This is a genomic window from Acinetobacter sp. AG3 (assembly GCF_022343575.1).
GTDB classification, from domain to species: Bacteria; Pseudomonadota; Gammaproteobacteria; order Pseudomonadales; family Moraxellaceae; genus Acinetobacter; species Acinetobacter guillouiae.
In genome coordinates this window covers 4,530,937-4,553,735 of record NZ_JAKQZD010000001.1, presented here as the reverse complement: position 1 = coordinate 4,553,735, position 22,799 = coordinate 4,530,937, and the positions used below count along the sequence as shown (strand labels likewise).

24 protein-coding genes are annotated in these 22,799 nt (G+C 39.5%); 9 read left to right on the top strand and 15 right to left on the bottom strand.

What is annotated here, in order from left to right; all coding sequences use genetic code 11:
• Positions 1 to 3 precede the first annotated feature (3 nt).
• The 7 genes from glmU to L3V46_RS21225 all read right to left on the bottom strand — a co-directional run bounded on the left by glmU (position 4) and on the right by L3V46_RS21225 (position 6,537).
• Positions 4 to 1,368: a bifunctional UDP-N-acetylglucosamine diphosphorylase/glucosamine-1-phosphate N-acetyltransferase GlmU gene (gene glmU / locus L3V46_RS21255; RefSeq protein ID WP_239046683.1), complete on the bottom strand. Its 1,365-nt coding sequence runs from the start codon at positions 1,366 to 1,368 to the stop codon at positions 4 to 6.
• A 21-nt stretch (positions 1,369 to 1,389) separates the two neighbouring features.
• Positions 1,390 to 1,866, bottom strand: coding sequence for a phosphatidylglycerophosphatase A (locus L3V46_RS21250; RefSeq protein ID WP_239046802.1), 477 nt, complete (start codon positions 1,864 to 1,866; stop codon positions 1,390 to 1,392).
• Between the two features lie 22 nt (positions 1,867 to 1,888).
• Positions 1,889 to 2,806, bottom strand: a complete 918-nt coding sequence (gene thiL, locus L3V46_RS21245; protein WP_004818314.1) for a thiamine-phosphate kinase — start codon at positions 2,804 to 2,806, stop codon at positions 1,889 to 1,891.
• A gap of 11 nt (positions 2,807 to 2,817) precedes the next feature.
• Positions 2,818 to 3,267, bottom strand: coding sequence for a transcription antitermination factor NusB (gene nusB / locus L3V46_RS21240; protein ID WP_004718751.1), 450 nt, complete (start codon positions 3,265 to 3,267; stop codon positions 2,818 to 2,820).
• Positions 3,268 to 3,270: 3 nt separating this feature from the next.
• Positions 3,271 to 3,741 carry a 6,7-dimethyl-8-ribityllumazine synthase gene (gene ribE / locus L3V46_RS21235; protein ID WP_004718750.1) on the bottom strand — a complete coding sequence of 157 codons (471 nt, stop codon included), beginning with the start codon at positions 3,739 to 3,741 and terminating at the stop codon, positions 3,271 to 3,273.
• Between the two features lie 97 nt (positions 3,742 to 3,838).
• Positions 3,839 to 4,960, bottom strand: a complete 1,122-nt coding sequence (ribBA, locus tag L3V46_RS21230; RefSeq protein ID WP_004818315.1) for a bifunctional 3,4-dihydroxy-2-butanone-4-phosphate synthase/GTP cyclohydrolase II — start codon at positions 4,958 to 4,960, stop codon at positions 3,839 to 3,841.
• A gap of 290 nt (positions 4,961 to 5,250) precedes the next feature.
• Entirely contained in the window at positions 5,251 to 6,537 is a 1,287-nt protein-coding gene (locus tag L3V46_RS21225; protein ID WP_096732514.1) for a hypothetical protein, read from the bottom strand.
• A 77-nt stretch (positions 6,538 to 6,614) separates the two neighbouring features.
• Between L3V46_RS21225 and serB the strand changes: the two genes are divergently transcribed.
• The 3 genes from serB to L3V46_RS21210 all read left to right on the top strand — a co-directional run bounded on the left by serB (position 6,615) and on the right by L3V46_RS21210 (position 9,276).
• Positions 6,615 to 7,835, top strand: a complete 1,221-nt coding sequence (serB, locus tag L3V46_RS21220) for a phosphoserine phosphatase SerB (protein WP_004718743.1) — start codon at positions 6,615 to 6,617, stop codon at positions 7,833 to 7,835.
• A 430-nt stretch (positions 7,836 to 8,265) separates the two neighbouring features.
• Entirely contained in the window at positions 8,266 to 8,580 is a 315-nt protein-coding gene (aciT, locus tag L3V46_RS21215; protein WP_004818318.1) for a ciprofloxacin tolerance protein AciT, read from the top strand.
• Positions 8,581 to 8,796: 216 nt separating this feature from the next.
• Entirely contained in the window at positions 8,797 to 9,276 is a 480-nt protein-coding gene (locus L3V46_RS21210) for an SCP2 sterol-binding domain-containing protein (protein WP_004718739.1), read from the top strand.
• Between the two features lie 94 nt (positions 9,277 to 9,370).
• On the opposite strand, the gene dtd is transcribed toward L3V46_RS21210, so the two are convergent.
• Positions 9,371 to 9,811 (bottom strand): D-aminoacyl-tRNA deacylase, encoded by a 441-nt coding sequence (dtd, locus tag L3V46_RS21205; protein ID WP_004818319.1) that lies wholly within the window; start codon positions 9,809 to 9,811, stop codon positions 9,371 to 9,373.
• Between the two features lie 279 nt (positions 9,812 to 10,090).
• Between dtd and pncB the strand changes: the two genes are divergently transcribed.
• The 3 genes from pncB (at position 10,091) to asd (ending at position 13,106) form a co-directional block, all read left to right on the top strand.
• Positions 10,091 to 11,317: a nicotinate phosphoribosyltransferase gene (gene pncB / locus L3V46_RS21200; RefSeq protein ID WP_004718736.1), complete on the top strand. Its 1,227-nt coding sequence runs from the start codon at positions 10,091 to 10,093 to the stop codon at positions 11,315 to 11,317.
• Between the two features lie 92 nt (positions 11,318 to 11,409).
• Positions 11,410 to 12,258: a rhodanese-like domain-containing protein gene (locus L3V46_RS21195; protein ID WP_239046682.1), complete on the top strand. Its 849-nt coding sequence runs from the start codon at positions 11,410 to 11,412 to the stop codon at positions 12,256 to 12,258.
• Positions 12,255 to 13,106 carry an archaetidylserine decarboxylase gene (asd, locus tag L3V46_RS21190; RefSeq protein WP_004818322.1) on the top strand — a complete coding sequence of 284 codons (852 nt, stop codon included), beginning with the start codon at positions 12,255 to 12,257 and terminating at the stop codon, positions 13,104 to 13,106. The genes L3V46_RS21195 and asd overlap by 4 nt, the downstream gene beginning before the upstream one ends.
• A 112-nt stretch (positions 13,107 to 13,218) precedes the next feature.
• Here asd and L3V46_RS21185 read toward each other — a convergent pair whose 3' ends face one another.
• The 5 genes from L3V46_RS21185 to L3V46_RS21165 form a co-directional block, all read right to left on the bottom strand.
• Positions 13,219 to 13,617 (bottom strand): hypothetical protein, encoded by a 399-nt coding sequence (locus tag L3V46_RS21185; RefSeq protein WP_239046681.1) that lies wholly within the window; start codon positions 13,615 to 13,617, stop codon positions 13,219 to 13,221.
• A gap of 425 nt (positions 13,618 to 14,042) precedes the next feature.
• A complete protein-coding gene (locus L3V46_RS21180) occupies positions 14,043 to 14,477 on the bottom strand; it encodes a hypothetical protein (protein ID WP_239046680.1) in 435 nt (144 codons plus the stop codon).
• Positions 14,478 to 14,501: 24 nt separating this feature from the next.
• On the bottom strand, positions 14,502 to 15,860 hold the full coding sequence (phoR, locus tag L3V46_RS21175; protein WP_004718725.1) for a phosphate regulon sensor histidine kinase PhoR: 1,359 nt from the start codon (positions 15,858 to 15,860) through the stop codon (positions 14,502 to 14,504).
• 25 nt (positions 15,861 to 15,885) lie between these two features.
• Positions 15,886 to 16,596 carry a phosphate regulon transcriptional regulator PhoB gene (phoB, locus tag L3V46_RS21170; RefSeq protein ID WP_004718724.1) on the bottom strand — a complete coding sequence of 237 codons (711 nt, stop codon included), beginning with the start codon at positions 16,594 to 16,596 and terminating at the stop codon, positions 15,886 to 15,888.
• A gap of 273 nt (positions 16,597 to 16,869) precedes the next feature.
• The gene (locus tag L3V46_RS21165; protein ID WP_004718721.1) at positions 16,870 to 17,544 is read right to left on the bottom strand and encodes a TetR/AcrR family transcriptional regulator; all 675 of its coding nucleotides are present in this window, start codon (positions 17,542 to 17,544) and stop codon (positions 16,870 to 16,872) included.
• 212 nt (positions 17,545 to 17,756) lie between these two features.
• Between L3V46_RS21165 and L3V46_RS21160 the strand changes: the two genes are divergently transcribed.
• The 3 genes from L3V46_RS21160 (at position 17,757) to L3V46_RS21150 (ending at position 20,032) form a co-directional block, all read left to right on the top strand.
• A complete protein-coding gene (locus L3V46_RS21160) occupies positions 17,757 to 18,602 on the top strand; it encodes an SDR family NAD(P)-dependent oxidoreductase (protein WP_004818325.1) in 846 nt (281 codons plus the stop codon).
• Positions 18,603 to 18,677: 75 nt separating this feature from the next.
• Entirely contained in the window at positions 18,678 to 19,190 is a 513-nt protein-coding gene (locus L3V46_RS21155; RefSeq protein ID WP_239045450.1) for a helix-turn-helix domain-containing protein, read from the top strand.
• Positions 19,187 to 20,032 (top strand): IS3 family transposase, encoded by an 846-nt coding sequence (locus L3V46_RS21150; RefSeq protein ID WP_239045449.1) that lies wholly within the window; start codon positions 19,187 to 19,189, stop codon positions 20,030 to 20,032. Before L3V46_RS21155 ends, L3V46_RS21150 begins: the two co-directional genes overlap by 4 nt.
• A gap of 95 nt (positions 20,033 to 20,127) precedes the next feature.
• Here the strand turns inward: L3V46_RS21150 and L3V46_RS21145 are convergent, their stop codons facing one another.
• Together L3V46_RS21145 and L3V46_RS21140 are read right to left on the bottom strand one after the other, a co-directional pair.
• Entirely contained in the window at positions 20,128 to 21,495 is a 1,368-nt protein-coding gene (locus L3V46_RS21145) for an MATE family efflux transporter (protein ID WP_154130178.1), read from the bottom strand.
• Between the two features lie 127 nt (positions 21,496 to 21,622).
• Positions 21,623 to 22,777, bottom strand: coding sequence for a methionine aminotransferase (locus L3V46_RS21140; RefSeq protein ID WP_239046679.1), 1,155 nt, complete (start codon positions 22,775 to 22,777; stop codon positions 21,623 to 21,625).
• Between the last annotated feature and the right edge of the window lie 22 nt (positions 22,778 to 22,799).

Below are 22,799 nucleotides of genomic sequence, written 5' to 3'. Positions count from 1 at the left end.
CTCTTATTTCTTGACCTTTTGGGGACGTTGATAATTTTCTTTCGAAATTTGTTTTGCACGTTCAAATGCAAGACTGTTGTCTGCTACATCATGGGTAATCACTGAACCCGCACCTGTGGTTGCGCCATGACCAATTTTAATCGGTGCAACCAGTGAGTTGTTGGTTCCAATAAAGGCATTATCACCAATGATGGTTTTGTGTTTATTGGCACCATCATAATTACAGGTAATTGTACCTGCACCGATATTTGAACCCGCACCAATTTCTGCATCACCTAAATAAGTGAAATGATTGGCTTTTGAACCGAGACCAACAGAAGAGTTTTTCACTTCAACAAAGTTACCGATATGAACTTCATCTGCCAATTTTGCACCTGGACGTAGTCGTGCAAAAGGACCAATGTGTACATCTGCACCAATTACTGCATCTTCAAAAACACTATACGGTTGAACTTTGGTTCCTGCCGCAATTTGGGTATTTTTAATAATACATCCCGCACCAATTTCAACGCCATTTCCGAAAGTACATTGACCTTCAATAATCACATTAATATCAATACGAACATCAGAACCCGCCGTGAGTTGACCACGTAAATCAAAACGTGAAGGGTCCATCAAATGCACGCCTTGTTGCATCAGTAATTTAGCTTGATAGTTTTGGAATTCACGTTCTAATGCTGCAAGTTGAATACGATCATTTACGCCTTCAACCTCAAAAGCCAATTCTGGTTGAATGGATGCGATTTCCATACCATCCGCTAAAGCCATTGCTACGATATCAGTGAGGTAGTACTCGCCTTGAGCATTGTCATTGCTGAGTTTCGGTAACCATTCATGTAATTTGGCATTGCTGACACAGTAAATACCTGTGTTGATTTCTTTAATTTGACGTTGTTCATCAGAAGCATCTTTATGTTCAACAATCGCTTGGATTTTTCCATCCTTACGTACGATACGACCGTAGCCTGTAGAATCTTCAAGCGTTAATGTGACTAAACCGATGCCTGTTTGACTGGATACATCAAGCAAACGTTGTAGGGTACTTTGTTGTACGCAAGGCACATCACCAGAAAGGATCAAAGAAATGCCGTCTTGGGGTAAAACAGGTAAAGTCACTTTAACGGCATGACCCGTACCAAGTTGTTCTGTTTGCTCTACCCATTGAATATTTTCATGTGCAAATGCATTTTGAACTAGATCACCACCGTGACCAAAGATTGTAATGATATTTTTTGCTTGTAATTGTTTTGCTGTTTCAATCACATGACCGAGTAGTGGGCGTCCTGCTAACGGTTGGAGTACCTTGGGTAAACTAGAACGCATACGTGTTCCTTTACCTGCAGCAAGAATGATCACAGTTGTAGACATATCACACCTAACAGATCTGGCTTAAGCCATTTTAAAATATAAATAAATCACGATACATATTGCTGCCCAGAGGCCTGCAATAATATCGTCAAGCATGATCCCAAAGCCACCATCAACTTTTTGGTCAATGACACGAATAGGCCATGGTTTCCAGACATCAAATAAACGGAACAGTGCAAATCCAACCAGTGCCCAAATCCAATTCATTTGCCCTAAATAAATCAAAGGCAGGAAGGTGATTGATTGCCCAGCAAATTCATCCCAAACAATACGCCCATCATCATGTACATGGATAATCTCTGCGGTTTTCCCACAAATCCAAATACCGACCAATGACATGATTATGATGGCCAATATGGAGCCATAAAAACCAATTGCAAGCCAAATCGGAATAAACAAAAGCGCAAACGCTGAGCCAAATGTACCTGGTGCTTTAGGTGCTAAGCCTGAACCAAAGCCCACACCGCATAACACAATAAAGCGTTCAGCCCATGTCATACTTTTAAAGACAATCGGAGGTTTATGCAAAGTGTTGGTACCCTTGAAGTTGAAGTGGATGGTCTAAGCCATCTTTCTCAAATACAATCCCAGATTTTTGTGTAACTTGGCCGATGATTGTAGTGGTTACATTTGGTTTTAATTGCAAAAGTTTAGCATAATTTTGCATAGTTATTGTAAAGCATAACTCATAATCATCTCCGCCCGCTAAAGCATATTTCCATTGCTCATTGTCGCTGAGTTGCCTTAAAGCTGGCTGAATCGGGAGTTGATTTAAATTTATTTTTGCACCGACACCAGAGGCGTCTAAGATATGCCCGAGATCTTGAGCAAGCCCATCTGAAACATCAATCATACTGGACGCCAAGTCTTTTAACATGGCGCCTAGTTCGCAGCGCGGTGTTGGGTAATCTAGACGTTGTTGTAGTGGATGTCCTAAATGTTTTAGCCCAAAAGCGGCATCACCAATCGAGCCACTGACTACAATTAAATCATCGACTTGTGCGCCAGAACGGGTAATGGCTTTGCCTGTTTCAATCCAGCCCAGTGCGGTGACGGTAATGGTGAGATGTGGACTTTGCGTGGTATCACCACCAATTAAACGTACGCCAAATTGATCGCAACAATCATATAAACCCTGACTAAATTGTTTTAGCCAGTCATGATCAATTTGGGATAGGCTCAATGCGAGTAAAATACTGTGGGGTTTTGCACCCATTGCAGCAATATCTGACAGATTGACAGCAACAGATTTCCAGCCAATGGCATGTGGAGAAGTTTCTAAGGGAAAATGTCGACCAGCGACAAGGGTATCTGTGCAAATCACCAATTGATGATTCAAAGGCGGGGAGAGCAGAGCTGAGTCGTCACCGACGCCTAAATCAACATCAGTTTGCTGCTGACGATTAAAATAGGTCTCAATAATTGAAAACTCAGCCATGTAAAAACAACTTATTTACTTTGTTGCTTTTCTGCTTCACGCAGGCTTGTTGCTAAACGATCTAATACACCATTGATGTATTTATGACTGTCAGCACCACCAAAGTGTTTTGCCAGCTCAATGGCTTCATCGAGTACAACTCGATAAGGGACTTCAAGATGGTCTTTGAGTTCGTATGCACCTAAACGTAATGTAGCAAGTTCTACACCGTCTAATGCACTCAGTTCACGATCCAGAACAGGAACAAGTAAAGCATCCAATGCTTCATGGTTTGCGATCACGGCTGTGAGCAACTCATGATAATAGCCGAGATCCACTTTATGCATTGCGTTTTCAACACGGGTACGTGCTTCAATTTCATGCACTGGGTTGTGGCTCATTTGCCATTCATAAATCCCTTGTACAGCAAAGCGACGTGCTTTACGTTTTGCTGCATAAGTAGCTTGGAGTGTTTGCGACATGCTTTAAATTGCCTTTAACAGGTTAACCATTTCAATAGCAGTAAGGGCAGCTTCACCACCTTTATTACCTGCTTTTGTACCAGAGCGTTCAATCGCCTGTTCAATACTATCCGTAGTCAATACACCATTGATTACAGGTAGGCCAGTATCTAAACCAACTACACCTAAACCTTTGGCACATTCACCTGCAACGAAGTCGAAATGTGGCGTACTACCACGAATCACTGCGCCAAGTGCAATCACTGCATCGAATTTACCAGAAGCTGCTAGTTTTTTAGCCACAACTGGAAGTTCCCATGCGCCCGGTGCATGAACGACAGTGATATTATCGTCGCTTACACCATGACGATGCAATGTATCAATTGCACCTTCTAATAAATGTTCAACAACAAAGCTGTTAAAACGACCAACTAAAATCGCGTAACGGTCTTCGCTCGCGAGATGTAATAAACCTTCAATTCGGCGAATCGCCATGGCAACCTCGATAATTTAACAGATAAGTGGTTGTACCGACTGCTTTTATTTCCCGACTAAAAACCTAATTGAGTAATAAATGCAGTCTGATTAAAAATTATTGACCAGTTTTTTGGTCAGCAGTGATGTATTCCACCACTTCTAAATTAAAGCCTGATAATGCATTGAAACGTAATGGTGAGCTGAGAAGTTTCATCTTTTCAACACCAAGATCACGTAAAATTTGTGCACCAACACCAATTGTTTGGTATTGCTGTGAAAGTGCAGCATTTGATTTTGTTGGTTTTGGCTTACCAAGTTCTGCCAAAGCAGGGCCTAAGTCAGATAGATGACGTTGACCAATCCAGACCAAAACCCCTCGATCACTGTCGGCAATCGTTTTGAGTGCTTTATCAAGGTTCCAAGCAGGCTCACCATCTTTTTTATTGAGTTTCAATAAATCACGTACAGGATTGAAACCATGTACACGGACAGTCGTCACCCCTTGTTTTGGTTCACCTTTGACCAAAGCCAAATGAATGTCTGGATTACCAATTTCACGGTAACGGTATAAATCAAAGGTACCGTATTCAGTATCTATACTTTGTTGATCCAAACGTTCTACAGTTTGTTCATTGGTCATACGATAATGAATCAGATCAGCAATTGTACCAATTTTTAAGCCATGTTTCTCAGCAAATACTTCAAGATCTGGACGACGTGCCATCGTGCCATCTTCATTGATAATTTCACAAATCACCGATGCCGGCTCTAAACCCGCTAAACGAGATAAGTCACAGCCAGCTTCTGTATGCCCAGCACGGTGTAATACACCACCTGGTTGTGCCATCAATGGGAAGATATGTCCAGGTTGTACAATATCAGCAGGTTTGGCATGAGCAGCAACTGCAGTTTGAATTGTATGGGCACGTTCTGCGGCAGAAATACCAGTGGTAATACCATTTGCAGCTTCAATAGAAAGCGTGAAGTTTGTACTGTGTTGTGCGCCATTATGGTCGACCATTAATGGTAGATCGAGTTGCTTACAGCGGTCACGACTTAGTGTTAGGCATACAAGACCACGAGCATGGGTGATCATAAAGTTGATGTCTTCAGGGCGTACGTGTGTTGCAGCAATGACTAAATCGCCTTCATTTTCACGATCTTCGTCATCCATGAGGATAACCATTTTACCTGCACGGATATCTGCTACAAGCTCTTCAACAGTATTGAGCGGCATCAACCTTCACCTTTTTGTTCTGTCGTATGACATTTTCATTGAGTACATTCGGAGCATAGTCTAACGTGTTTTTACGTATTTTGCCTATGCTTATCATCTTCCTTTGAGATAGATAGTTATACACAAGCTTGTAGGGCAATGAAAAGAGAAGAAAATTGATTTATCGTGATTTAGTATAAAGATCAGGCACTCATTTCGAAAAAAATAAGATTAACTTATCGGAAATTGAGCGTAATAAAAGAAAAACCCTCGCACTTTAAAAAAGAGGAGGGTTAATAGATGGTAAATACTTAATTCTCTGAGATTGCTTCAGAATTCGGTGTATTTTTCTTACCTTTTAAAATCTCAGTACGAATATTTTGTGCAAGTTCAGCGCAGTCATTATTCATACCATTGATCATAAATGAGTGACGGGTCAACACATTGGTTGGATTTGGTAAGGCAACCAATTGATAACAATCACCAATATGCTTGAGTTGATCATTGCTTAAATACAATGCCATTTCTTTGGCAATTAAATGATTCACCAAGCGTTCAGCCGCTTGAGATGCATCAAGTTGCATCGCTTCTACTGAGGTGGTAACCGCACAACGTGTCTGTAACACAAAGCGCTTGTCTTCACGGTAACGTTTATACAGAACTTCTGACAATAATTGAAATACCGAACCAACCATTAATATAGATTGTGCTGCATTGGGTTTTTCAGCATCAATACTCAGGATTGCACCATTCTGATTAAATTCTTGATGAATGGTGAAATCTTTTGCATTCAATTTGAAATGCTGTGCGCAAAGTTCAATACTTTTATTCAGAAAAATCTGACATAAATTAAAATAAGGCAGTGAAACCGACTGGTTGACCGTATTCATCAGTTGTTTTGGATCATAGTACTGAATATTCAGCGCCAAAATCTCTTGGTCATTTTCCAGTGTTGTGGTTACAGGCGTTTTGGGTTCAGGTTTTGCTTTGGCTTGCGCTTGTTGTTGAGCTTGGGCAATCGCAATCGTGCGGTTGGCTTTCTCCGCTTCAAGTGCTTCAGTCAGTTGTTGAATTTCGTGTTTTAAGCGGGCTTCATTGTTGATGCGAGCCAAAAATTCACTGCGCGTTGGGCGAGCGATGGCACGGTAGGCCAACCATAAAAAGGTATGAATTAATAAGGACACTAAAATAGCCAGCCATTGGGTCCGTAAAATTTCACCAATACTTGGCTTGATCAAGGTAATTTCAATTGTGCCGACTTTTTTCTCGTTCTGTAATGCATCACGAACAAAAACTTCACCTTGACGAGTTTTTGCCATACCACTGGTTGCCAGCACTTGTTTTTTAGCATCCAGTATTCGAATCGAAGCCACGCTTGGATTGGTCGCATAGCGATTTGCCAACAGCGCCAATGACACCGTATTTGCGGGTTCGAGTTCAGATAGGCTGTCCGTGACCAATTGGCTGGTCATGAGTTGGCCTTGGCTGGCACGGTTTTCATTTAACTGATGTGTTGTTGCAACTACCAATAAAAAGGTATGAAATGCAAAACTTACAATAAGTAGGCTAGCAAATAGCCCTTGTCTTGGCGCATTCAACGTAAACTTCCAAAGCAAAAAATTTCGATTTCGATTATGATTCTTCCAATTGTTGTAGCTCAGACCCGAGTCAATTCATGCGAGAAATCATTCTTATTTCATTTTTAGGACCTGACCAACCCAATCAGTTTACTCGATTAATGCAAGTGTTGTCCGTACATTCTTTGCAAATATTAGATGTAGGACAGGCGGTCATCCATAATCAATTGACTTTAGGTATTGTAGTGTCGTCAAACGATCAAACTGCAACAGCTTTAGCCATGAAAGACATCCTTATTTTAGCACATGATATTGGTTTAACTGTTCGTTTTAAGCCGATTTCAGGCGCAGAATATGACCAATGGGTGAGTGAAGGTGGGCGCACACGTTATATCGTGACCGCTTTAGCACCAGAGCTCACAGCCGAACATCTACAAGCGGTAACCAATATTGTTTCAAGTCAAGGTTTTAACATTGAAACAGTGACGCGCTTGTCGGGTCGTCCCGAACGTAATGGACACCAAGATGGGCTGAAACGTTCATGTGTTCAATTCGGTTTGAGTGGGCAAATGCTGGATGCACAGGCGATGCGTGCCGCATGTTTACGGCTTTCTGCTGAATTAAATATTGATGTCGCGGTGCAGGAAGACAATGCCTATCGCCGTAATCGTCGCTTAGTCTGCTTCGACATGGACTCAACTTTGATTGAGCAAGAAGTGATTGACGAACTTGCTAAAGAAGCAGGGGTGGGCGATAAAGTCGCTGAAATCACTGAACGTGCAATGCAAGGGGAGTTGGATTTTCAACAAAGTTTCCGTGCACGCGTTGCGTTACTTAAAGGCCTTGATGCCACAGTATTGCCTCAAATTGCTGAACGACTAACCGTGACAGAAGGTGCCGAGCGGTTAATCTCGACACTGAAATCATTGGGTTATAAAACTGCGATTTTATCTGGTGGTTTTCAGTACTTTGCTGAATATCTACAAGAAAAATTGGGCATTGATGAAGTGCATGCCAATATCCTCGATGTTGAAAATGGTGTCGTGACAGGTGAGGTTAAAGGCCATATCGTTGATGGCGCGCGCAAGGCGTATCTATTGACTGAGTTGGCTGGGAAAATGGGGATTTCACCTGAGCAAGCGATTGCGGTTGGAGATGGTGCAAACGATTTACCGATGCTTTCAATTGCAGGGCTCGGAGTCGCATTCCGTGCGAAACCTGTGGTTCGTCAAAATGCCAATCAAGCCATTTCAAGTGTAGGTCTAGATGGTGTGCTTTATCTTTTAGGCGTGCATGATAAAGATTTGTCCCGTGCTTAAATGACATGGGTTATATTGCAGAATCATGACAAATAGCGACTTTAAGTCGCTATTTTTTATTTGAAAATGAATCACTTTGCTGCCATTCGCGCTCAATAAAACAGCTTGATAAAAATATTCGTTTTAGAACTTAAAAAAAGTTTTTCAGGGATTAAAAGCTGTGTGTATTTTTTTGTAATGACACTGCATGATTGATGGTAATTAGATTGTGAGAAAAACAGGATTCTTAAAAAATGTAATGACAAATGAATGTTGCGACAAAGTGTGTCGTTTAAGCAGAAAACAGCGCTTTCCTTCTCTTAAAAACTATACATAATGCAAAGCATAAGCTTCTATAAGGTGATTTAAGAAAAATTATAAAGCTTGAAATTGTTGTGAAACACCTATTTAAACGGTTTTTTTATAAGGCATCATTTTGACGGAGGTTGTTATGGTATCAACAACATTTGCAACATTGATTGGATTCGGTCTAATTGCTGCAGCGTTGGCTACCGTTTTCTTTTCCCCTTATCGTCATTGGTTAGGGTTTATGTTTGCAGGCATGATCTTCTGGGGCACCTTGGAAGCAATGCGTTATAGTGTACAGAACATCTTTGATATTTCGGTCGCATATAGCTATTTAACCGCGATTATGTTGGCGATGTCAGCATTGATTGCACTCTTATTGCGTGAAGACAGTCGTGCACAAAAAGCATTGGCAAATCGCCAATATATTGAACATACCCCAGTCTATGAAGATGAATAAGTTTTGAGTGAAAACTTCAGTCAATATGAACGCTAAGATAACAATAGTGACTTTAATTACACGAAAAAAATCAATTTAGACATTCCAAGGTATATCATAATGGTATACCTTTTTTTCAGTTTATACTTTGCTCTGAAAGCCATGTCTACGCAATGACAAGTTATGTTAGGATGAGCAAATTCGAATCTAATTTAAAAAACAACAGGCTTAAATGTCATGAAACTTTCTGCAATTCCAGTTGTGAAGTTACCAATCGTTGATGCAAGTACAGATCCACTGGATTTGCTTGTATTGGGTTTAGCACTTCGTATGAAACAATTGGCTCGTACCAGTCCAAAATTTATTGAATTGACCCATGACCGTCAGTTCCGTATTCAGATTGGTACCGACTTGGGCGTGGCGCGCCAAATTATTGTGAACAATGGTCAAATTGATACAGTTTCAGGTGCTGAACAAAAAGCTGATTTTGTTTTACAGTTTGCTGACAGTGAGCAAGGTGTAAAAACTTTGGTAAAAGGCGATCCAACGGCTTTTATGACGGGTATGCAAAACGGCAGCATCAAAATGGAAGGCGATTTCAGTTTGTTGGTTTGGTTTAACCAAGTGGCCAAACTGATTCCACCAAAAGTTCCAAAACCAGTAAAAGACAAAATTAAATTGGCACGCCAATTCTTAAAAGAGAAGATTGGACGCTAAGCGAATCGAAAATCTTAAAAAGCCCGATCTGATCGGGCTTTTTAAGATTTAAACATTGGTGTTAAGCTCAAGCTTTTGATTATTCAGCTTTTAATTATTCAACTTCCAAGTTAAAGGTCACAGGCCCATCATTGACCAAATGCACTTTCATATCCGCTGCGAAAATACCCGTTTCAACATTTTTAAATTGTGATCGAGCATAATCAACCAATTGTTGATACAGTGCCTGAGCTTCAGCGGGCGGCATGGCTGGCCCAAAGTCTGGACGCAAGCCTTTTTGCGTTTGTGCCATTAAGGTGAATTGAGAGACCAATAAAATCCCGCCATTGGCTTGGCTGACATTCCAGCCCATTTTGCCTTGCTCATCATCAAAGAAACGATATTTCAAAATTTTATCAATTAATTTTTGACCTTTTTCAAAATTATCTTCCTTCGCTAAGCCTAGAAAAACCAAAATTCCTTTTTGAATTTCTCCCGTGGTTTCACCATCAACAACAACTTTGGCTTCTAACACTCTTTGTAATAATGCGCGCATATAAACAATAAGACTAAAATACGATAGCACTATTCTAACAGGGAAAACCCAGCAAGATGATGCGAGTACGCTATTGGTGAAAAGTTGAGGCTATTGGTAAGTTTTTGAATAAGAATAGAATTTATAAAACTATCATGTGAGTAGATAAATTGAAAAAATAATTCTGCTGAGATTTCTGTTCAGCCTAACTGAAAATATAGTTCATCACTTATAAATGATTACGTTATCTCAGTGAAAAATATGCTTTAATAAAAACAGCATAGCGAAATTAAAATAGATATGGCGCCAATCATCCAATCCTTGCTCGATACAGATTTATATAAATTTACCATGTTACAAGTGGTGCTACATAAATTTCCTCAAACGCACAGTGTGTATCATTTTCGCTGTCGTAATCTAGATGCTACGGTTTATCCCCTGACGGATATTCTGGATGATTTGAACGAGCAGCTCGATCATCTCTGCTTACTCAAATTCCAAGAAGATGAATTGCAATATTTACGCAGTATGCGTTTTATCAAAAGTGATTTTGTCGACTATTTAGAATTATTCCAACTCAAACGCCGTTTTATTAAAGCGGGTATTGATGAACAAGGCCGTTTAGACATTTGGGTTGAAGGCCCAATGGTTCAGGCGATGATGTTTGAAATTTTTGTTCTGGCGATTGTCAATGAACTTTATTTTAGCCGGATTCGTAATGATGACATTTATGTTGAAGGTGAACGTCGTCTACAAGCCAAAGTTGAATTATTAAAGAAATTTGAACAGCAACAAGGCACTCAAGCTCCTCCATTTTTAGTCTCAGATTTTGGTACTCGTCGTCGTTATAGTCTAGATTGGCAAAGACATGTAATCCAGACCTTCCATGCAGCTGTACCCAATGTGTTTAGAGGTACCAGTAATGTCCTCTTGGCAAAAGAATTAAATATTCATCCCATTGGAACCATGGCGCATGAGTTTCTACAAGCATTCCAAGCGCTAGATGTCCGTTTAAGAGATTTTCAAAAAGCAGCTTTAGAAACATGGGTACAAGAGTATCGTGGTGATCTGGGCATTGCCTTGACTGATGTGGTCGGTATGGATGCATTCTTACAAGATTTTGATTTGTATTTTGCCAAGTTATTCGATGGCTTACGTCATGACAGTGGTGACCCATTTGAATGGGGCGATAAAGCTTATCAACACTACCGAAAACTGAAAATTGATACCAAAACCAAGATGCTAACCTTTAGTGATGGATTAGACATTGAGCGTGCGTGGGCGTTATATCAATACTTTAAAGATCGTTTTCAAGTCAGTTTTGGTATTGGTACCAATTTGACCAATGATATGGGGCAAACGCCACTCAATATTGTGTTAAAACTGGTGGAGTGTAATGGTCAATCTGTGGCGAAAATTTCAGATAGTCCCGGAAAAACCATGACGGATAACGATACTTTCTTGGCTTACTTACGACAGGTCTTTGAAATACCTGAAGTTGTCGAAGCAGTGAAAATTGATATCTGAATTTTTGCTAAAAGAATGTGAAAAATCAGCATATTGGTAAAAAACACTGTGCTAAGATCATTTGTGCTCAAGGTCTTAAAATAGAAAAACGTATGACTACATCAGCCTTTAACTTCGAATTACTCATAGAAGCAGAACAACTTGTGCCATTTTTAGGGCATGACAAAATTCGTATTGTCGATCTAAGTCGTAGCTCTGTGTATGAACAATTACATATTCCACATGCCTTACATGTTAAACCACAACTGTTGGTTCGACAGGAAGAACAAGCTTCAGGGTTATTGCCTGATGAGGACGGTTTAAAAGCGCTGATTGAGTATTTAAACATCTCTCCCGAACATCATGTTGTGGTCTACGATGATGAAGGTGGTGCTTGGGCTGGGCGTTTGATTTGGAATTTACATTGCCTTGGTTTTTATAATACTAGCCTCCTCAATGGCGGAATTCATGCATGGTTGGCAGCAGGCTACCCGACTTCGGCTGAAGCGGAAAGCTTTAGCAAAGTTGAACCCTTAGTTACTGTCAATTTACAACATCTTGATCAACACCGAATTGAATATGCCAAACTGTTGCAAAAGGTTGAACAGCAAGCGATTCAAGTTTGGGATTGTCGAACTTCAGAAGAATATACGGGACAGCGTTTGGCAGCGCGACGCGGCGGTCACATTCCAAGTGCACAACATTTTGAATGGAGTACTGCAATTAATCGTCAAAATCATTTAAAATTGCATCCTCTAGAACGCACGCAACAACGTCTAGAACAATTAGGCTTTCAATTTGACCAGCCTGTGGTGGTGTACTGTCAGTCACATCATCGTTCTGGTCTGGCTTATATCTTGGGTCGGTTATTGGATTGGAATATTCAAGCCTATGATGGTGCGTGGAGCGAGTGGGGCAATCGCCTCGATAGTCCAATTATTACTGGAGAATCACCTGCGTGAGTCTTACATCAACGTTAAAAAAACAAATTTTTATCCAAGCACAAAAAGTCATTCCGCAACAGCAACTCAGCCGTGTTGTTGGTAAAGTTGCAGCCAGTGAAAATCCAATTGTTAAAAATTTAGCGATTCAAGCATTTAAAGCACAGTACGGGATAGACCTTTCTATTGCTGAGCAAAGTGATGCTTTAAAATATAAATCATTCAATGAATTTTTTACCCGTGCTTTAAAAGACGGCGTCCGAGAAATTGACACAGATCAGACCAGTATTGTCTCTCCAGCAGATGGTGCAATTTCTCAGTTGGGTAAAATTAAAGATGGTGATGTATTTCAGGCCAAAGGCCAAAGTTTTTCTGTAGACAAACTGATTGGCGATCCGCAATTGGCTGCACCATTTATCAATGGCGAATTTGCCACGGTTTATTTGTCACCACGTGATTATCACCGTGTTCATATGCCATTTGCAGGAACGTTGACCGAAACCTTGTATATCCCAGGTGAGTTATTTTCTGTAAACCAAACGACAGCAGAGAATATTCCAGGTTTATTTGCGCGTAATGAGCGTATGGTATGTTTGTTTGATACTGAATTGGGACGTATGGCGGTTGTTCTCGTGGGTGCAATGATCGTGGCAGGAATTGAAACTGTGGCGACTGGCAAAGTAAAACCAACAGGGCGTTTAGAGTTAAACCAGCATGATTTAGCCTTAGAAAAGGGTGCTGAGCTTGGACGTTTTTATTTAGGTTCAACCGCAGTTGTATTGTTTGAACAGAATAAAATCACTTGGGATGAACAGTTTAAAGCCAATTCTATTGTGGTGATGGGTGAAGCTTTAGGGCATCAAATATAATAGAGATCAATGGATTGTTATATTTTACAAATGGTTGATTGAGTTTGACTCTGTATCACTTTGAGTAACAGAGTCAAGTTCACAAAGCCGAATAAGATTTGATGTAAGCCAGTTATAAGCGGTTCTTTTCGGCCTTAAAAGAAACGACTTTCCATTCAGAGACTCGTCCATCTTGTCCAAATTTAATCTTCCATTCCTTCCACCAGATATTGGAATAACTACACATATATTGGATCACAACACCTGGATTCATTTCTTGTCCACATTGTTCGGTTGTTATTCCCATATCGGAACGTATCCAATAAAAAAATAATTGCCCTCCATCCTTGTCAACGCCAGTCGTATAAGGCTTTCCCCATACTGGTCCGTATTTTCCTTCACGAGTGGTATTCATCATCTCATTTGCGGTTTTACCTGTTAGATCGTTATAAGAGAGTTTTGCTATGGTTGTAGCACACCCACTCAGTAATAATCCTAAAACAGCTGCAATAGAAAATTTATATTTATTCATTGTAATGTCCATTTTTGGTGTGTTGATATTTATGAATAGATTTTTATAAAAATAGCCGATGATAAAATAATGCTTAAAATCAGATATATTTCTCAATATATTTCACGAGTGTGACTTGGTCAACATTAATATAAGTAGGATTTATTTTTATAATCTAAAGTCATTTATTCAACTTGATCTCGAATTTTATGATGAAGACATACAGCACACGTCTAAGAATAGATTTTCGTTATGGCATAAGTGCTTTTTGAGGAAAACGATTTTAAAAGTTGGACATCGATTTTTTAGTATTAATTTCCAAATATACTTTTGCCGAGTCAAAGCATCTTTCCAATGGTAAATACACAAGCAGTGTGAGCTATTTGGTGGTTCTTTCTATGTAATAGCAACCTGATAAAAATGTGCGGCTAAATCTGGAATAGATTTTAGATTAATTTCGATGCATTGAAATAAGACAGCTTTAAAGCTTGTGCATCTGCTAAAGCATTGTGTGGGTTTTCAGAGGCAACATGGGTTTCGATTGGATCCTGCATCCATAACTGCATGGTCAGCGGAGGTGTTCGGATACATTTTCCTGCAGAAAGTACCAGACTACGGGTAAACAAGGCAAAGTCTTCTGGCCAATCTGCCACAATTTCAAGACTAGAATATTGAGATAAATAAAGCTGTAAGTGACTTTGAAATTGCGCTAATGAAATCGGTTTTTGATTTAAACGAGGCATGACATGGTCTTTAACCCAAGTAATTGGGTCAGCGCATTCTAAAACTTCATAAAAATGTTGATTATTCTCGTCAACCAATGCCAGTGAAATTAATTCACCGCCAAAGCCATTAAACTCACAATCTAGAAATAGTTTCATTCGAATTAATCAAAAAATCAAATATTAACCTGCAAAATCAAGGCGCTCTTTGGGGAAAACCACTCTAAAAATAGACCCCCGATTTTCTTTAGAATCAATTTCTAAATACGCATTATGTTGCATTAAAACATGCTTCACAATGGCAAGCCCTAAACCTGTTCCACCTGTTTGGCGGCTTCGTGCACTGTCTACACGATAAAAGCGTTCGGTTAAACGTGGAATATGTTTTGGGTCAATCCCGATCCCAGTATCTTCAACAGTGAAATAACCATGTTCACTGTCATCATGCCAGCCGATTGTAACAGTGCCACCTTTAGGGGTGTATTTAATCGCATTGGTGATTAAATTACTAAACGCACTGGCAAGCTCTGCATCAGAACCAATTAAGTCACAATGACTGTCGATATCTAAATTTAAAGTATGGCCATAATCGACATTGTAGGCTTGGGCATCATCAAAAAGTTGATTCATCAAATTCGGCATATCGATGATTTGATTTTTTGCGACCTGTTTATTGCCTTCCAAACGTGAAAGCAAGAGTAAGTCATTGACCAAGGCATTCATTCGACGTGTTTGCGATTGCATCTGTTCAAAGGCACGTTTCCAGCGCGGATTTAAATCTTCTTGGTCGGTAAAGGTTTCGATATAGCCACTGAGTACAGTTAGCGGAGTACGAAGTTCATGTGAAATATTGTCGACAAAGTCTTTGCGCATTTGTTCCAGATTATGTACACGTGTGACATCGTAAGCGACGAGCAATCGGCTTTCACTGCCGAAGCGTGTCAGTTTAATCTGTACATAATGCTCTTCATAAACCGAAGATTTTATTTTAATGCCATCTGGAGATTGGTCGATATTATTAAAATATTCAATAAAGCTTGGCTGGCGGATAATGGTCAAGATATTACGACCACGATCTAGCGGTTGAATGCCCAACAGTCTTTCCGCAGCAGGATTCCACCATTCAATTTGATGTAATTCATCGGTTAAAACCACAGCTTCAGCTAAAGCTATCAGTGAGGATTGAGCACGGTCAATCAATCCGACCATTTCAGCTTGAACAACCCGTTCTTGGCGTTGAGCACGATAAACATTAAAAAGCAGTGCCCCCCAAATACCTTCTAGATTGGGCGGAGAATCGTAAGGACGATTTGAAATCCACTCATTGACCAAGTATAAAGAGCGTAATTGAAACAGAAAAAAAACAGCAAAACCGATGGAAATACAAATCCAAAAATACCCTATCCCTAAACCAATAAATCCGCCAATGATGAGTAAAAAACCAAGCAGGCGTAAATCTTGTTTTGCAAACTCCCATAAGCTACTGTAACGGAATTTTTTATGTTCTCGTGCAAGATCTGGGACGGGGTAGGGTTCATACATAGAAATTTATTTACCTTGAGAATGCTTAACCTAAAGCAACATCTGCACGGGTAGAGAAGCGATAACCCGTTCCACGTACAGTTTGTACGTAGCGATCAGCACCATAAGGTTCAAGCACTTTACGTAAGCGACGGATGTGTACGTCTATGGTACGGTCTTCAATATACACGTTACCACCCCATACCTGATCAAGTAACTGGGCACGTGTATAAGCACGTTCAGGATGTGTCATAAAGAATGCCAATAAGCGGTATTCTGTTGGACCCATTTCTAAAATATTATCACTAAAACTGACACGTTGGCTTACTGGATCAAGTATTAATCCATTGGCATCAATGGTTTTTTCGCCACTGAGTGCATTGGCACGACGAAGGACAGCTTTGATACGCGAAACCAATTCACGGGTAGAGAATGGTTTGGTCATATAGTCGTCTGCACCAGCATCAAGACCTTGAACTTTATGGTCTTCTTCGCCACGTGCTGTCAACATGATGACTGGAATTTCTGCCAAATTTTCATCACGTTTTAAGCGACGACATAAGTCTACACCGCTCACACCGCCAGGCATCATCCAATCGAGTAAAATCAAAGATGGTCGTTGGTCAACAATCATTTGATGGGCTTGTTTTGCATCTTCAGCTTGCAGGCATTGAAAACCTGCCATATCCAATGAGGTATGAATCATTTCTCGAATCGGAAGTTCGTCATCGACGATTAATATATAGTCATCTTTCACAACGCAATATCCTATGTATGAACGGTGTACCGTCTTTTATTTATGACAGGCTTATTACAAAGATTAATTATGACAGTATCATTGCAAAAAGAAGATGTTGACGAATTTTTGCAAAAAAATGTGACAAATAATCGTCGATATGATGAATAATCCATGACATTTTTAAATAAATGTTCCATTTTGAGAAAAGAAATTTATTTAAACTGAACATAAAAATACGCTATTTGACAGTTTTGTGACGATTTTATGACAAGATTGTTCAGGCTAAAAAGCTTATTTAGATGAAAATGAATCAATCAGCGATATAAATACAATTTCACATGCTGAGACAATTTCTTCAAGCGATTGTTTAAATCCACCCATGACCCAGCGCACTGCAATTTGAGTCACATAGCCATTTAAACCTGTGGCAACCAAGGAAATTTCTTGTTCACTGCGTTCAATATGCGGCATCATCAGGGTAACAAAAGAGTGAATTAATCGGTCAAAACGGCCCATCGTTTCATGGATCGTGGCATGATTATGCAGTTCTTGAACCAGCATGGCATCGATATAAATAATACGCGCCACACGTGGATCATTTTTTAACATGGTAAAAATTGCAGTTAAGCCACCACGGATCATATTTTTAGGATCAGGTGCTGCTTGCATGACCCCTTGCATCACGGTTTGTTGTAATTGTTCAATCAGTTGTAGAAAGATGACTTGGAACAGTTCTTCACTTTTTTTGAAGGACTCATAAAAATAACGTTCAGTCAGCTTGGCTTCATTACAAATATCTTTGACGGTGACAGAAAAAAAGCCATGCGTACCATAAGCTTCAATCCCTGCTTCGATTAACTTTTCTCGACGTGCAAGTTTCCGCTCAGATAAGGACATGCCTTTAAATTGACGCTCTTTGGCAGCTTTATTTATAGTTTTCTTTTCAGTGGAAAGTGGCTCATTCATTGTAAAAAATTACTCGTGTCATATTTGATTGTCACAAAGAAGCGCTTATTTTAGCAATAAAAGCCATTGAAACCTATTCTAGAATTTTTGTATAAAAAAACATCGGCTAAATCATAATATAATATTGACAATAATGATTGTCAAAATTATATTGAGCAAGTGAGCTGCACATCACTCTGAATGCTTTGTGCGGGTTTAAAAAAGGATAGACAATGAAAAATTTTAAAAACAAAGTCGCTGCAATTACTGGTGCTGGCTCTGGTATGGGACAACAACTTGCTATTTTATTGGCAAAAGCAGGTTGTCATTTATCCATTAGTGATGTGAATGAAAAAGGTTTAGCTGAAACCGTTGAACTGGTTAAACCATATAATGTTCGTGTGACCTCAAAGAAAGTGAACGTTGCCAAAGTTGAAGAAATGCGAGCTTGGGCTGCGGATACGGTGCAAAATCATGGTTCTGTAAACATGATTTTTAACAATGCTGGTGTGGCTTTAGGTTCTACCGTGGAAGGTGCATCTTATGACGAACTAGAATGGATTATGGATATCAATTTCTGGGGCGTTGTATACGGAACAAAAGAATTTTTGCCTTATATCAAAAAAACAGGTGATGGGCATATCATCAACATTTCGAGCTTGTTTGGTTTAACCGCGCAACCGACCCAGTCTGCATATAATGCATCTAAATTTGCGGTACGTGGTTTTACTGAATCATTACGTCAAGAATTAGATATCGAAAAGTGTGGTGTATCAGCGCTATGTGTTCACCCAGGCGGCATTCGTACCAATATTGCAAATGATGCGCGTATGAATGACAGCTTACGTTCTTTGGGAATGAACCCTGACAAATCAGCAAAAGCATTTAATAAACTATTACGTATGCCACCAGAAGATGCTGCTCAACAGATGTTGGATGCTGTCCTAAAAGACAAACGTCGTTTACTTATTGGAAATGATGCAAAAACTTTGGATTTAATTCAGCGTATTTTACCGACTGGATATCAAAAAATTACAGGTTTTGCGACCAAGTTTAGTAAAAAGCTAGAACCAAAATAATTGATTTATAAAATGAAAAAACCGTCAAAGCTGAACTGAACCCTATAAGTTGGACACAACTTATAGGGTATTTTTATGAAATACGATTTAAAGTTTAAACAAGCAGTCATTGCTTATTATGCTCAAGGTCATTCTAGCTTATCAACAGCCAAGCATTTTTCGATTAGTGATAAGGATGTCTCTAAATGGTTGGCTCAATTCGATTTAGGTGGAATTGATGCAATAAAGCCAAAACAGAATAAGACAATTTATACAGCTGAATTTAAATATTACGTATTAAAAACTATGCAGAATGAGCGATTAAGTTTATCTAATACTGCTCTTCGTTTTGGTATTTCTTCCCCGAGTTTGATCAGTGTATGGCGTAAAATCTATCAAACCGATGGTATGCTTGGACTAGAACCAAAGTCTAAAGGAAGAGTATCCATGTCTAAAAATAAACATAAATATATTGTTGATAAACCAGATCATGAAAAAACAACTGCTGAACTTCAACGGGAACTACTCTATTTACGTGCTGAGAATGCCTACTTAAAAAAGCTCGACGCCTTGCTGAATCCACCCAAAAAGGACAACAAGCAAGGTTGATTGATCAGATGAGTACTGAGTTTGCTTTGCCATTGCTTTTAGATATTGCTGAGTTATCGAGGAGTAGTTTCTACTATCATAAAGCCAAGCTAAATGCCGTAGATAAATATGCAGAACTCAAGCAACGGATTTGCCAAATTTATGATGAGCATAAAGGTAGATATGGTTATAGACGAATCACTTTAGCCTTGAAGCAACAAGGTCTTCATCATAACCATAAATTGATTGCTAGGTTGATGAGAGGCTTTGGTTTAATTTCACTGATTCGGCGTAAAAAGTACAATGCTTACAAAGGTACATCCAATAAAATAGTCAAAAATAAACTCAAACGTAACTTTGAAGCGAAGCGACCCAATAAGCGTTGGCTGACAGATATAACCGAATTTAAAGTTGCTGATACGAAGTTATATTTATCTCCGATCTTAGACTGCTATAACAATGAGATTGTGAGCTATACACTTTCAAGACGTCCAGTATTTCAACTTGTTAAAGATATGCTTGATCAAGCCATAAGTCATTTACCAAACTCACGAAAACACAAGCTTATGCTTCATTCAGATCAAGGTTGGCATTATCAAATGAGCCAATTTAGGAGTACGCTTAAAGCGAATAAGATTAAGCAAAGTATGAGTAGAAAAGGGAATTGTTGGGACAATGCTTTGATGGAGAGTTTCTTTGGTACATTAAAATCAGAGACGATTTATCTAGAGAAACCAGAAAACATTGAGGTCTTAGAGCAACAAATTCATGATTACATCCATTACTATAACCATGAGAGAATACAAATTAAACTAAAAGGATTGAGCCCTGTTCAATTCAGAACTCAATCCAGTGTTAACTAAACTGTCCAGGATTTGGGGTTCAGTTCAAGCTGACGGTTTTTTCATTTTATACATTGTGAAATAATCTGTTGAATTAAAACTCAATATCCATTCATTTAAATTAAAATCTCAATGGTTTTCTTTTTCCAAACAAATTGATAATACAAACCTTGCATAAGACATAGACTGAAAAAGGTCAGTGCAAGCGCATACCAAATGCCTTGTAAACCAAACCACTGGCTAAATAAATAAGCACATGGAACTTCAATGAGCAGAATGGATAAAATATTAAAAATCATAGGAACAGTTACAGTTCCGCTGGCCCGCATGATTGAGGCAAAAATTGCACTTGCACCAAAAAATATAATCGACCACAGCACGATAAATAGTAATTGTTGACCCAATTCAATCACTGATGGATCTGTAATAAACAACGCCATCAAATATTTTGAACAAATATAGGCCAAGAGTACCAATGAACCTGTAATCACAATATTACTCAGCAGCGCCGTTCGCGTCACTTTTGCCAACAGCTCAGATTTCCCAGCACCAATCGCTTGAGCGGCGAAGATGGAACCCGCAATGGCAATTGACAAAGCAGGGAATTGGATATAGTTGAGCACTTGGTTGACGGCGCCATAGGCCGCTGTCGCATGTGCACCATGTTGGTTAACCAGTCCAATCACCACCAGACCTGCGACCGAGTTGGTCACCATTTGAATACCTGTCGGCACACCCAAGCGCAAAATACTGCGACTAAATTGTGGGTGATAGCGGATATGTTGGATTAACGCTGAATCTGGTCTTAAAGCATGATCTTTTTTATTCAAATAGATATAGAGGAAAGTTAAGGTCGAAATAAAGCCTAAGCCACTGGCAATCGCTGGAGCAATAATGCCAAGCTTAGGTAGACCAAAGTAACCGCCAATCAAGGCTGGGGTTACAATGACGCCCACAATGATCGTCAGACTTGAGGCCATCAAGGGTGTAGTACTATCACCCACACCACGTAAAATAGAGGTGTAGGTGATATAGATGAATAGAAAAGGGCTACTCATTAACATCCATTGAACATAGGGCAGTGCAAGATGCATGATTTTGGGATCTATACCCAAAAGCAATAGAATTTCTTTGGCAAAAAACACCCCTAAAAAGGCAATGATTGATCCACCAATCAGGGTCATAAATAACAATGCGCCAACAATGGTACGCACTTTTTCGATATCTTTGGCGCCCCACGCTTGTCCAACCAAAACAGTTGCACCTGTAGATAGACCAATCACAAAAGCCAGCAATAAAAATAGAATCGGGAAAAATACCGAAATTGCGGCAATCGCTTCTACACCGAGCATCTGTCCAACAAAAATGGTATTAATTGTTCCAGACAGATTTTGCAGAATATTGGTTAGAATCAGTGGGCCAAGGAAGATTAAAAAAACCTTCCAGAATTTGGGTTGGTGAAGCATATCGGGACGAGCTGGCATCTTTTATTCTACTGTCTATTTCGAGTGTCTTTATCTTATTGATAATATAACAAACGCTGGGTAAAAAGCCTGCGTATTTGAGTAACTCAGGCTTTAATTTTACAGAGATGATCTGTATGGGTTGGGATTAAATTTGATTTAAAATTTCACAGGCCTGAATCAAAGTTTGCTCCTTTTTAGCAAAACAAAAACGTACTAAACGTAAGTTTTCAGGAGCTTGCTTATAAAAAACAGAAACTGGAATCGCCACAATTTTATGTTCTTCCGCTAAGAATTTACACATCTCAACATCATTTAAATCTGGGCGAATTTGGCTGTAGTCAACATTTTGAAAGAATGTGCCTTGAGAGGGAATTAAACTGAATTTTGAATCCGCAATACCTGAAATAAATAGGTCACGCTTTTGCTGATAAAAGCTTGATAGCCCGTCAATATGTTCAGGATGCTGTTGCATAAAATTGGCAAGTGCCATTTGCACGGGGGCTACCCCACAGAAGTTGGCAAATTGATAAATTTGACGAAATACTTTCATGAGCTCTGGTGTCGCAATGCAATAACCTGTTTTCCAACCCGTGACATGAAAGGTTTTACCAAAAGAACCGACTACAAAACTACGATCTCTGAGTTCTGGAAATGACAATGCCGAATAATGTTTTTCGCCGTCAAAAATTAGATGTTCATAGACTTCGTCTGAAAGCACAATAATATTTTTATCTTGAATCAGTTCAATTAAATTTAGCCAGTCTTGTTTAGACCAAATCGCCCCAGTTGGATTGTGTGGAGTATTTACAATGACCATACGGGTTTTATCTGTAATCGCAGATTTGACTTGATTCCAATCTACAGAAAACTCAGGCGCATTGAGTGGGATATGAATGGCTTTACCACCGACCAATTGCACGCTCGGAGCATAACTATCATAGCTTGGATCAAAAATAATCACTTCATCATCTTGGTGGATGATGGCTTGTATTACGCTAAAAATCCCGATCGTTGCCCCCGGGGTGATGGTGATTTCGGTTATGGGATCGAGTTGTAATTGATCCCGTTTTAAAAACAGTTGAGCCAGTTGTTCTCTTAGCGCTAATAAACCATCGCCAGCTGCGTATTGGTTAAAACCGTCCAATGTAGCTTGGCTCAGTGCTTGTAGTAACGCTGGTGGTGCATCAAAGTCTGGAAAACCTTGTGACAAGTTAAGGGCGTTAAGACGATGTGCCATAGCGGTCATGATGCTAAAAATGGTGACGCCTTGTGCAGGAAGTTTGGAGTGGATTTCGATCATGACCAGACTGATTTTATAAATG

Coding starts and splice junctions, on each gene's coding strand:
- glmU (WP_239046683.1), bottom strand. CDS start 1,368: ATGTCTACAACTGTGATCATTCTTGCTGCAGGTAAAGGAACACGTATG.
- L3V46_RS21250 (WP_239046802.1), bottom strand. CDS start 1,866: ATGACATGGGCTGAACGCTTTATTGTGTTATGCGGTGTGGGCTTTGGT.
- thiL (WP_004818314.1), bottom strand. CDS start 2,806: ATGGCTGAGTTTTCAATTATTGAGACCTATTTTAATCGTCAGCAGCAA.
- nusB (WP_004718751.1), bottom strand. CDS start 3,267: ATGTCGCAAACACTCCAAGCTACTTATGCAGCAAAACGTAAAGCACGT.
- ribE (WP_004718750.1), bottom strand. CDS start 3,741: ATGGCGATTCGCCGAATTGAAGGTTTATTACATCTCGCGAGCGAAGAC.
- ribBA (WP_004818315.1), bottom strand. CDS start 4,960: ATGCCGCTCAATACTGTTGAAGAGCTTGTAGCAGATATCCGTGCAGGT.
- serB (WP_004718743.1), top strand. CDS start 6,615: ATGCGAGAAATCATTCTTATTTCATTTTTAGGACCTGACCAACCCAAT.
- aciT (WP_004818318.1), top strand. CDS start 8,266: ATGGTATCAACAACATTTGCAACATTGATTGGATTCGGTCTAATTGCT.
- L3V46_RS21210 (WP_004718739.1), top strand. CDS start 8,797: ATGAAACTTTCTGCAATTCCAGTTGTGAAGTTACCAATCGTTGATGCA.
- dtd (WP_004818319.1), bottom strand. CDS start 9,811: ATGCGCGCATTATTACAAAGAGTGTTAGAAGCCAAAGTTGTTGTTGAT.
- pncB (WP_004718736.1), top strand. CDS start 10,091: ATGGCGCCAATCATCCAATCCTTGCTCGATACAGATTTATATAAATTT.
- L3V46_RS21195 (WP_239046682.1), top strand. CDS start 11,410: ATGACTACATCAGCCTTTAACTTCGAATTACTCATAGAAGCAGAACAA.
- L3V46_RS21185 (WP_239046681.1), bottom strand. CDS start 13,617: ATGAATAAATATAAATTTTCTATTGCAGCTGTTTTAGGATTATTACTG.
- L3V46_RS21180 (WP_239046680.1), bottom strand. CDS start 14,477: ATGAAACTATTTCTAGATTGTGAGTTTAATGGCTTTGGCGGTGAATTA.
- phoR (WP_004718725.1), bottom strand. CDS start 15,860: ATGTATGAACCCTACCCCGTCCCAGATCTTGCACGAGAACATAAAAAA.
- L3V46_RS21165 (WP_004718721.1), bottom strand. CDS start 17,544: ATGAATGAGCCACTTTCCACTGAAAAGAAAACTATAAATAAAGCTGCC.
- L3V46_RS21160 (WP_004818325.1), top strand. CDS start 17,757: ATGAAAAATTTTAAAAACAAAGTCGCTGCAATTACTGGTGCTGGCTCT.
- L3V46_RS21155 (WP_239045450.1), top strand. CDS start 18,678: ATGAAATACGATTTAAAGTTTAAACAAGCAGTCATTGCTTATTATGCT.
- L3V46_RS21145 (WP_154130178.1), bottom strand. CDS start 21,495: ATGCCAGCTCGTCCCGATATGCTTCACCAACCCAAATTCTGGAAGGTT.
- L3V46_RS21140 (WP_239046679.1), bottom strand. CDS start 22,777: ATGATCGAAATCCACTCCAAACTTCCTGCACAAGGCGTCACCATTTTT.